Origin of the sequence: uncultured Caldilinea sp., from assembly GCF_937128415.1 — a bacterium.
Lineage (GTDB): Bacteria > Chloroflexota > Anaerolineae > Caldilineales > Caldilineaceae > Caldilinea.
In genome coordinates, this window is record NZ_CAKZMJ010000082.1 from 111,936 (window position 1) to 121,999 (window position 10,064).

General features: G+C 57.7%; 5 protein-coding genes. 1 reads left to right on the forward strand and 4 read right to left on the reverse strand.

What is annotated here, in order from left to right; translation table 11 throughout:
• Nucleotides 1–48: 48 nt before the first annotated feature.
• The 4 genes from Q0367_RS15960 to Q0367_RS15975 all read right to left on the reverse strand — a co-directional run bounded on the left by Q0367_RS15960 (nt 49) and on the right by Q0367_RS15975 (nt 7,958).
• Entirely contained in the window at nt 49–2,007 is a 1,959-nt protein-coding gene (locus Q0367_RS15960) for an ABC transporter substrate-binding protein (RefSeq protein WP_298983465.1), read from the reverse strand.
• Nucleotides 2,008–2,109: 102 nt separating this feature from the next.
• Complete coding sequence (locus Q0367_RS15965) at nt 2,110–6,132, reverse strand: glycosylhydrolase-like jelly roll fold domain-containing protein (RefSeq protein WP_298983467.1); 4,023 nt, start codon at nt 6,130–6,132, stop codon at nt 2,110–2,112.
• A gap of 20 nt (nt 6,133–6,152) precedes the next feature.
• Nucleotides 6,153–6,476, reverse strand: coding sequence for an L-rhamnose mutarotase (locus tag Q0367_RS15970; RefSeq protein WP_297638279.1), 324 nt, complete (start codon nt 6,474–6,476; stop codon nt 6,153–6,155).
• A gap of 12 nt (nt 6,477–6,488) precedes the next feature.
• The gene (locus tag Q0367_RS15975) at nt 6,489–7,958 is read right to left on the reverse strand and encodes an L-fucose/L-arabinose isomerase family protein (RefSeq protein WP_298983469.1); all 1,470 of its coding nucleotides are present in this window, start codon (nt 7,956–7,958) and stop codon (nt 6,489–6,491) included.
• 327 nt (nt 7,959–8,285) lie between these two features.
• Between Q0367_RS15975 and Q0367_RS15980 the strand changes: the two genes are divergently transcribed.
• On the forward strand, nt 8,286–9,965 hold the full coding sequence (locus Q0367_RS15980) for a substrate-binding domain-containing protein (protein ID WP_363325877.1): 1,680 nt from the start codon (nt 8,286–8,288) through the stop codon (nt 9,963–9,965).
• Nucleotides 9,966–10,064: the final 99 nt, after the last annotated feature.

Genomic DNA, 10,064 nt, shown 5'->3' on the forward strand with positions numbered 1-10,064 from the left:
ATTTTGCGCTATCTCTCCCAAGACGGTTCCCCTACGAAGAGCTGCCCATCACCGGTCAAACCAAAGCTGCTCGCCGGCAAAATTGGAAGCGATGGCATATCCGGCGCTCGCCACATTTCTAAGATCCTTGTTGGCAATCATCGGATACTTCACTTTCTCCACAACCGTGATGCGAGGCAGGTTGGCGCGCACCCAGGCGTAGGTTTCCTCCTTGAGGCGATTGTACTCGTCCGACCCGGAGACTGCGCTCCAGCGCGCTGCGTCGAGGGCATACATGTCTTTCACCCACTGTGGCGGCTCCTCGCCCTCGGCGCCGTTGGTCAGATGCCACAGGGACCAAAGCCGGAATGAGCGATTCGCCGCGCCCTCGCTGCCGCTGTAATCGCTGTCCCAGCCTTGGTCGTGCCCCCAGAACACGGTAGCTTGCATTTCGTTGGCAAGGATGCGCTGCCCCCACAGTTGCGGGTCGATGCGCTTCACCTGCAGGTTGAGGCCCACCGCTTTCAGTTGCTCCGCCAGCAGCTCTGACACCGGTGCAATGTCAGGAGCATGGGCAGCGTGTTCGACCAGAATCGGGAAAGGCTTACCGTCCACCATGCGGAAGCCGTTGGCGTCGCGCTCCGTCATCCCCATCTCGTCGAGCAGCGCATTAGCCCGGGCCACGTCATACTGCGAGAATTCTTCGCCTACGCTCACCAAAGGTTTGCTGGCAAACCCATAGTAGACGCTTTCAATGATCTCATCACGGTCAATCGCGAGGCTGACCGCCTGGCGGAAGCGCAAGTCCTGCGTCACCTTGCGCCAGGTCTCATCGTTGTAGGTCATGTTGAAGTAGAGGATGCTGGAATCCACGTGCATATCGAGCAAGATGGTGCGGAAGCCGCCTCGCTCTTCATTTTCCTTATACAGAGGCACCTTCACCAATGCAGTGCTCTCTCTCAGGAAGTCGACGTCGCCCGCAAGCACGCGCTGGTTGACCATCTCGACGTCTTCGACTTGCACCGAAACAATGCGATCGATGTATGGCAGTTGTTTGCCCTCAGTGTCCACCTTCCAGTAGTACGGATTGCGGTCAAAGACCTTGACGCCGGGCGTCTCGGAGCGGACAGAGATCCAGGGGTTGAGCGTCGGATAGCCGATGCAGCGGTCGGCGGTGACATGCCAGTTCTCGCACCACTTCTGCTGGCGGAAGAGCTGCCACCACTCATCGGTCAGGTTGTTCGCCCGGAGTTCTTCCTGCATTTCCTCGATCGGTGTGAAGTCAGGATGCCACTTCTTGAGCACATGGCTGGGATTGATGAGCACGGTGTAGCCATTCCAACCTTCAATCGTGATGTTGCGCAAGAAACCGCCGTAGGGGGCTGTGGAGGTCAGGCGGAAGGTGTAGTCGTCAAGAATCTCCAGGGTCATCGGGTCGCCCGCCGGATCATAGCCGGTGCGGAAGCGGGCAGGCACCCCCTGTGGGAAGAGTTTCTCGTTGCCGTAGATGTTCTCCCAGGTGAAGCGCACATCTTCCATCGTAACCGGCGTTCCATCCGACCATTTCAGTCCTTCACGCAGCTTGAAGGTGAACACCGTGTTGTCGTCACTCACTTCAAAGCTCTCCAGCACGTTGCCGCGGATGCCCTGCACGCCGATGCCTGGCGCAGAGAGCAACGGCTCATTGAGCATGACGAAAACATCGGGCGCCCAGTCGGCGACGCTGTGAGCAGAATTCAAGGTGCCGCCATAGCGTCCCGGCCTCCAGTCCGGCAAATCTTCTTCAGTCAACAACACGCCTGGGCCGACCACAAAAGGCACCTTGGGCAAACGCTCTTCCAAAGGGGGCAGCGTGCCGGCGGCCACGGCTGCAGCCAGGCTGGGCGCCTCCCTCACCACCTCTGCGGCAGGGGCGGCGGCGGGTTGCTCGGCGGGCGCCTGCGCTGCAGGAGCTTCAGGACCGGGAGCACAGGCGGCGAGCAAAAGGCTCAGAATCATAAGCAAAGCGATGATTTTCAGCAGCTTCATACGTTCTCCCTTCCTTTTGTGAGAAATGTCAACAGAAACGAACACTCCGCAATCTTGATCAAAAGAGCGATTTCTCGATCAAGAATTTGCTGCAAACGAAGTTCAATCCATCCTACGCACAATCAGACGGACGGGGCCTATCAGCCCAGAATCGCACTGGCCGGGAAAGATGTAGGAAGTAGGGCTTTGCACATCGAGATAAGGCGCCAGCGTGTTAAGTACGACGATCTCAATATCGTTTTCGCCGGTTGTCAACAGATCGGTCACATCGAAACGGTACGGAGACAAGACTCGCACTCCGACAAATTTTCCATTCACCCATGCTTCTGCAACGCCCCGCACACGCCCCAAATCAAGCCAAATTTCTCCCTTGGAGATAGCGTTGAGCGTCACCTTGCGACGGTAACGCATTCCTCCCGAATAGCTTTCCAACCCCTGGTCTGCCCATTTGCCAAGCGCGATCTTACCGGTGCCAACGCGATAGGTGACGGGTCCGCTCAAGAGACGTCCACCGCTACAACCAGGCGCAGGCTCAATACGCATCACCACATTGCGCGGTCCAGACGCTTCATCGCCGAGCAGAACGCAACCGGCGTTATCGACTGGTTTCTCGACGCCATCGACCCAAACACGCGCCCGCCCCTGCACTGGAATCGTCATTTCCACGGCGCCTGGCGGCGCCACCCAACGCAGCCACTCGACTCGCCTGAGGCCTGCAAATGGATCGGGGGCGACATCCACAACTGTATCGTCAGCGGGGAAGTCCTCCAGCCAGTGTGCATTGGGGAGCGGATGTGGACGCCGCCATAGGTGCGAAAAGGCAGGATCCATGTCAACCGGAATTGCTCCTGAGGGCGCATCCGCCCACTGACGGCGACGGAGCTGAACAGGAAGCGGAGTTTCATCGTTGCGCTGCACCTGCCAGCTTGAATCGCTTCTCCATGTGAAGCGCTGACCCTCTGCGCCTGTGATGACGCCGTCCACCACTATCGCCGGCTTCCAACCCATATCTTGAATTTCTAGCTCGATGCGATTCTTCCCTTGCGTCAGGTTGGGAATGTCGTACGGTTGGACGCGCATCAGGCTGTAATACGGGTCAAAGCCGCCCTGTCGTCCGATTTCAACGCCATTCACCAGCACGCGACAAGGGGCATCTGCTCCCACCTGTACAACGCTGTGCAGCGGTGCGAAAGGCGCGTCGATTTCGCAGGAGAATACAAGCCGGGCGTACTTGCTCGGCTCGTCGGGAGTCGTCATCCACTCAGGCCGGGCATAGCGCTCCGGCGCCCGCACCAACGCCCAAGACGCCCTGAGGTTAACCGCTTCTTCGGCAGTCAGGCGAAACTCGACGATGTTCACCCCTGCCTTGAACTGCACAGGCGTCATCCACCAGTAGCCCTGCGGCGCGTCTCCGGCGTCTACGCCGTTGATCCAAAGCCGTTTGGCCGCCGGTGCGCCCAACGCAAATGTCAGCTCGGTCGCTTGATCCATCCAGACGCTGGTGCGAAATTGCACAGCTTGCCCGGCGTCCAGACGTCCAAACAGCAGAAACTCCTCAGGCACATGACCCTTCGGGCCAAGCCAGGATTTATGAATTGGATCGTGATCCGCGCCTCGCGAAAGTGAATAGACTACAGGACGCCACCCCGCAACCTGGAGTGGATCGTCTCCTGCCGCCAATGCAGCGAGTGGAGGCGGCGCCTCTCCAGGCTGCAAAGGACCGAGAAACCATCCTTGGGGGCCGAAAGTAGCCAGCACTTGCGCTGTTTCAGATGGAGGCCAGTTTCTGGAATGCCAGCCGGCGGAGAGTCCATCCTCCCCCTGGCTTTCAACGCGGTGTGCAAAGCGCCAGGTCTGGACAGGCGGCGCGCCCGGGTGCGCAGGCCGCGCAAAATCGCCGAAGCGATTGTCGATCGTCGGTTCTAGGACGGAAAGCCAACCCTCCGTCAATTCTTCCAGCACCGTCACGGCGCTCTGTTGGGTGACGGGAGCCGCCTCAATTTGTTTCGATTCTTCAGGCCAGACGATCAATGCGGCTGGCCCTCTATCAAAGGGGATTTCAACCGTTACACTGTCACCGTTCCGAACTGCGTGCAAGGGACGACGATCGCCCCCAAACGGATCCCAAAGCTCCGGCCTCCCGTGCTTTCCGCGCAGCGTCACCTGCATGGTGCGGTGATAGTCAGCCGGATCGAAGGTGTAGTGGACATCGAGCCAGGAACGATTGTCGCGCTGACGTGTAGCGTAGGGAAACGCCGCCGGTGCAAAGATGACGTCACAGCCGTCAATGCGTCGATGCAACACCGGAACAGGCGCATCGACCGTGCGCGGCAACGAGGCTAATGCAGCGGGCAGAGCCTCGGCGTCATCGATGCATCGGGCGCGGCCATCTGCGAAACATTGTCGTAAGCGCACAATGGCGTCATTGGCATCCCCAACGCTCAATTCCGGCGCAGCGCCGATAGCGATCAACTGACCGCCTTCCTCAACAAAGTGGAGCAGTCTTTCTGCACTCTTCGCCTCTAGCGCCCGACACCCCGGCAGAACTATCACCCGATACTTCTCAGCGCCAATGACAATAGAGCCGTCTTTCACATGGCCGCGCTGAAGGGAATCATCATCGATAACATCATAATCGCGGCGATCGCGGTCGAGTACGCCGGGTTGCATGTTTTGCCAAAACATGCTGCCGACCAATTTTTGATAACAATCATGAGCTGCCTGGGCTTCGGGCAGAGGCTGGGCATCTGGGGGCAATCCGGCTTGCACCGTCGTCGCAGGAAAGAGCAAGCCGATGTCGCAAACATGATGTCCTTGACTCAAAACATAGCAAAGGCGGCTGACCGCACGCGAAAAATGTGAATAATGACGCCAGTAGGGTTGACGCCAGCATGTAGAAGGCGGCGCCCACTCCCACCATCCGCCGCGCGTGCTATAGTAGACGGCATGCGGATCGTAGAGGGTTGCGCCTGCGCGCAGCCAAGGGAGCAGCCAGTCGAAAGTCTCTTCAAGGGTGCCGCCCCAACCGGTGGTGTGAAACGCTTCGATCCAGACGCGCGGTCGCCCGTACAAGTGTGCAAGAGAGCTGTGAATTTTCGCCTCGCCGTGATGATCGCTGCCTGGCGCTGTATACCAACGGTGCGTGCGCAGGTAGTCTGCGTAGAAATACACCGAGGCGATCGGGTGCCCTGCGCGTGCAGGCCCTTGTTGATCAAATCCGCAGAGAAGTCCATGGCGTTCATGCCACGCAAAAAGCGACTTGAAGAACGCTTCTTCAGCCAGCGCAGCGCGCACGCGATGATAGTCGGCGCGCAGCCGATCCGCATCCGGGCCTCGCCCATCCCACAACGCAACGAGGCGAGGCAGAATGTCATACCCTGTTTGAGTCAAAAAGGCGGCGGCGAAATCCTCTCCCCACGTGGCCAACGAAGGCAGCTCATCCTGGAACGAGCCAACGATGACCTCACCGAAGAGATGGCCTGCGCGCCGTTCAAACTCGCCGTGCACTTTATCGAGCAGCTTCGCACAACCCTCAGGGTTGAAATAGTCGAAGCCGCGACGCACTGCATAGACGAGCCGGGCGCGCCGTCCTTTTCCAGCCTCCACCGTCAGCCGCCCATCCCGCAGAGGCAGCGGCGTAACCGCTCCTGCAGGTTGACCCTGGGCGTCCAGCGGCGTAACGCCGGCTGCCAGCGGAATCCCCTCAGGAGGGCAGATCAATTCGGTGCGCTCTTCCCCCTCGTAGACGATGCTTTCCAACCACTGACCAGCAAATCGAGGCGTCTCGCGCACAACTTCGCCCTGAAAATTGGCGCCGGAAAAGCCTAGCTGATCATAAAACCAGATGCGCACGCCCAGTTGGCGTGCATCCTCGCACATTCCCAGGAAAATTTCCCACCACGCCTCGGAAAGAAAGGGAGGATCATCGGCGTCGGCGCCGTAAAGAGGGCCGGTCGGCGCCAGGTTCAGAACGATCAAATTGTAGACGCCTCCCTCGGCGAAGCGCTCTAATTGCCAGCGCAAGCGCTGGCGATCTAAACGTTCGCCGCTCCACCACCAGATGGGGACCGGAGAATATTCTTTGGGTGGGTTTGTGAAAGAAGCAAAAATTGCATCGAGCGTCATGGAGCTAGCCGATCTATTTTTCAATCCAAATGAAAAACTTCTTCCAGTTCGATCAACATCTGGTCGGGCCGGGCATTGTTGGGCGATTCAAAGTAAGGCGCCATCATCTGCTGCCAGCGGGTGTTGACTTCTTTGTCGGCCATTCTGGCAATAGCGGTTTCCAGGTCGTGCGGCGTCTCAAAGTAGCCGAACAGAAGGCCATCCTCATTGAGAAAAAGCGAGTAATTGCGCCAGCCTGCCTCGCGCAGCGCGTCCAACATTTCCGGCCACACGTGACGGTGATGCTCTTTGTATTCGTCGATCTTTTCTCTTTTGACCTTGAGGACGAAGCCAATTCGTTTCACACGCCGCTCCCTTCAGCCGATGACCGCCAGCTCGATGCCGAGCAAGCGCGCCAGCTTGCGAATCTTGTCCACCTGATGCCCGACGCCCAGCGCTACGTGATGGGTCGGCCCGTGTTCGCACCAGCGATCCATAAAGGTTGCGGGGTCGAGGCCAAAGCGCAGTCGGGAATTGGTGTTGCCGATCTCCAGCCGACTTCCCGGAATCGATTCGCCCTCTGCAGCCAGCATCTTCAGGCGGCCATCTGCGGTCTGCGTCATGCCGAGGATGGTGATCGGTCCGGTGCGCACATTGAACTCAACGGAAAGGCCGTAGCCGCGCTTCCCATGAAAAAGCCCCAACCCGCGCAGCACCGGACGTTCGGCGCTGATTTTGACGTGGCCTGGCCCATCATGTCCCATCAAAATAAAATCTTCATTGAAGTCCATCGCATAAAATTCGGTGTAAGAGCCGCCGGCGCCCAGCCGATCCATGATCAGCATGGCGATGCAGGTCTTCAGGTCGCCTTCGCCCGAAGCCGGAATTCCTCTGGCGGTCAGCAAAGAATTGCCTACAATCAGCGAGGCGCCTAACTCTTCATTCTCGTTGCCATTGAGGCCTCGATAGTAGTAGGTGAGGCCGTTGAGGTTGAAATCGTTCACGAGTTTGTCGAGACCAACCGCCACCGTCGCCGACCAGCGCAGCGCCTCTTCGGTCACCGGCTGCGAGATTTTGTCTTTGCCTGGCGCAGCAATGTCGAACACCCTCTTGATTTCGTCGATTTTGGCGGCGATTTCTGCTTCCGTCGCCGACTGCACGCGCACGTGAAGGTCATCCATTTCCAGAATTTCAATATGGGCGCCCAGCTGAGCATGATGCATGGTGAAGTCGGAATACATGTCAAGCATGCCCGGATAGGTGTGCCCCAAAAAGCCGATGCGCGCGTAGTTCAATTCCCGCATGACGCCAGCCGCTTGAATCCATTCTTCGATTTCACGCCAGCCACGCTCATAATATTGTCCGGCATGGCCTTCCGCCGGAAAGAGCAGGCCGGAAACCACGTTGAACTGAATGCGGCTGCGGGCGAATGCGTTGGAGATTTCCGGCACGCAGCAGGCGCAGCAATTCGCCAACCATTCGGCAGTGTCGGTGTTGGGATAATCGAGCGCCGGCGTCGGCTGCAGGTTCAGCACCAATACCGGTGCGCGACGTCGCTGCACTGCGGGCAACACCTGCGAAGACGTAGCATAGGTGCCTACGTAGCACACAATCAGATCCACGTTGTTGGCGGCGAAATAGTCGCCAGCCTGTTTAGCAGCCGGCGCTGTGTCCACCAATCCAGCGGAAACAACTTCGGCGCCCACCGCAGCGAGACGCCGTTCGACCTCTTGCTGATAGCCGATCAATCGTTCACGCAATCCCTCGAATTGCGGCCAGTAAGCGGCCAGACCAATGCCAAAAACACCCACGCGGGCGCGCCTTTGAAAAGAAACTGACTCTGTCATATAACCTTTCCTGCGTCAGTGCAGTTGAGGAGAAGCCGGAAGGCGGATGAAACGCTGACGAACGCTGCGCAAATTTGTCGAAATGGACGTAAATTAACGCAGTGCAATCGTCTCGTGGAGCGCTAACGCACTTCCGAGAATTTTTGAATGTTATTGATTTTTAATGGAGTTTGATGAATAATATAGCAAACTCTATATCGCATGTCAATACCCTTTTGAAAATAAAAAAAAGAATTGCATAACTGTTATGTAATTTCTTCTCGCTTTGTTCGACCTCGGAGCATCAACACCAAACAGCGCCGGCAATCGGAGAAGATGTCCATACGCATGATTGCCTTTGAACGACGTCAACAAATCCTTCGTTTGCTACATCAACACCCTGGCGTGCGCGTCTCTGAGCTTGCCAAGATGCTTCATGTCACCGAGACGACAGTGCGCACAGATCTCACCTTCTTGCAAGAGGAAGGCAAGGTGCGTCGTGTGCGAGGCGGCGCTGTTCCTGTGGCGACGGCGTCCCCTGCCAACAACTCGCTCCATTTTTCCGCTCAGGGAGATATTTTTGCTCGGTGGATCGCAAATCGAGCGGCGGATCTCGTCGAGGACGGAGACACGATTTTGCTCGATGCGGCTCCTCTGACGCGCGCGATGGCGCCTTACCTTCAGACGCGTCGTCGGCTCACCGTTGTGACAAACGATTTGGAAATTCCCCGGCAGCTGGCTCAGCACGATTCGTTCGCAGTCATATTGATCGGAGGGTTGGTGCGCAGCGACGGTGGCGCCACCTCCGGTCTCCTCGGCGCAGCCCTGCTTCACGATCTTCACATCCACCTTGCGTTTGTTTCCGGCGCAGGTTTTACGATGGACATGGGGTTGGTCGACAATGACCTGGAGAAAGCGCATCTCACGCGAGCGATGCTGGACGCCGCCGACGAAGTAATCGCGTTGATTGAGGCGCCGCAATTGGGACGGAAAGGGTTGACATCCGTTGCGCCCATCGAGCGCATTCATCGACTCTTTGTGGATAGTCGTATTTCAGCCGAGCAAATCGAACAACTGCGCCATCTTCCCCTTGATCTGACAATCTGTGGCGAGAACACCGTGGTCAATCTTTCGGGCCAGCATACAGAGTCGACTTTCAAAATCGGTTTTGCGAATCTAAGCGAAGAGCTGCCTTTCGCCGTCGATGTGCGGCGCAGCCTTGAACGCGCTGCCAGACGGCATCGCAATGTGGAGTTGGTGCTCGCCGACAACCAACTCAGCGGAGAGCGCGCGCTGCAGGTTGCCGATAACTTCATCGCCAAAGGCGTCCAACTGGTCATCGAATATCAGATCGACGCAAATATGGGAGCTGCACTCATGAACAGATTCCGGCGCGCTGGCATCCCAGTGATCGCCGTCGACATTCCGATGGTGGGCGCTACATTTTTCGGGGTGGATAATTATTACTCAGGTCATCTGGCAGGCGTTGCGCTTGGGAAATGGGTGCAACATCACTGGCAGGGCAGGTTCGATTATTTGATCGTGCTGGAGGAGCCACGCGCTGGCTCACTACCCCAAGCACGTATCGAAGGGCAGATTCACGGCTTTGAAGAGATTCTGGGGCCGGTTCCAAATGAGCGCAAAGTGATGTTAAATAGTGGCAACACCAGCGCCGTCAGCGAAGCTGAAACCTATCAGGCGCTGCTACGTATGCCGGAGGCCCGACGCATCGCCGTAATCTGTTTCAACGACGACGCCGCCATCGGTGCACTGCGCGCTGCGCGCCGCCTGAACCGCGAGCACGATCTTGCCATTGTTGGACAGGGGGCCGACCGAATGGTTCGGGAGGAGCTGCGGCGACGCAACACGCGCATCATTGGGTCGACGGCGTTCATGCCGGAGCGCTACGGTGAGAAATTGATGGATCTGGCGCTCCATATTCTTCGGGGAGAATCAACGCCGCCCGCAGTCTACATGGATCATGTTTTCATCGACCACAAAAACATCAACGTTTATTATCCCGAATGATTATTTCGTTATGAGTGACTTGATGCATCGCCTCTGGGCCCTTCTCCTCCAACGCTGTCCCGTCTGTTTGCAGGGCGAGGTTTTCACCTCGCTCTTCGG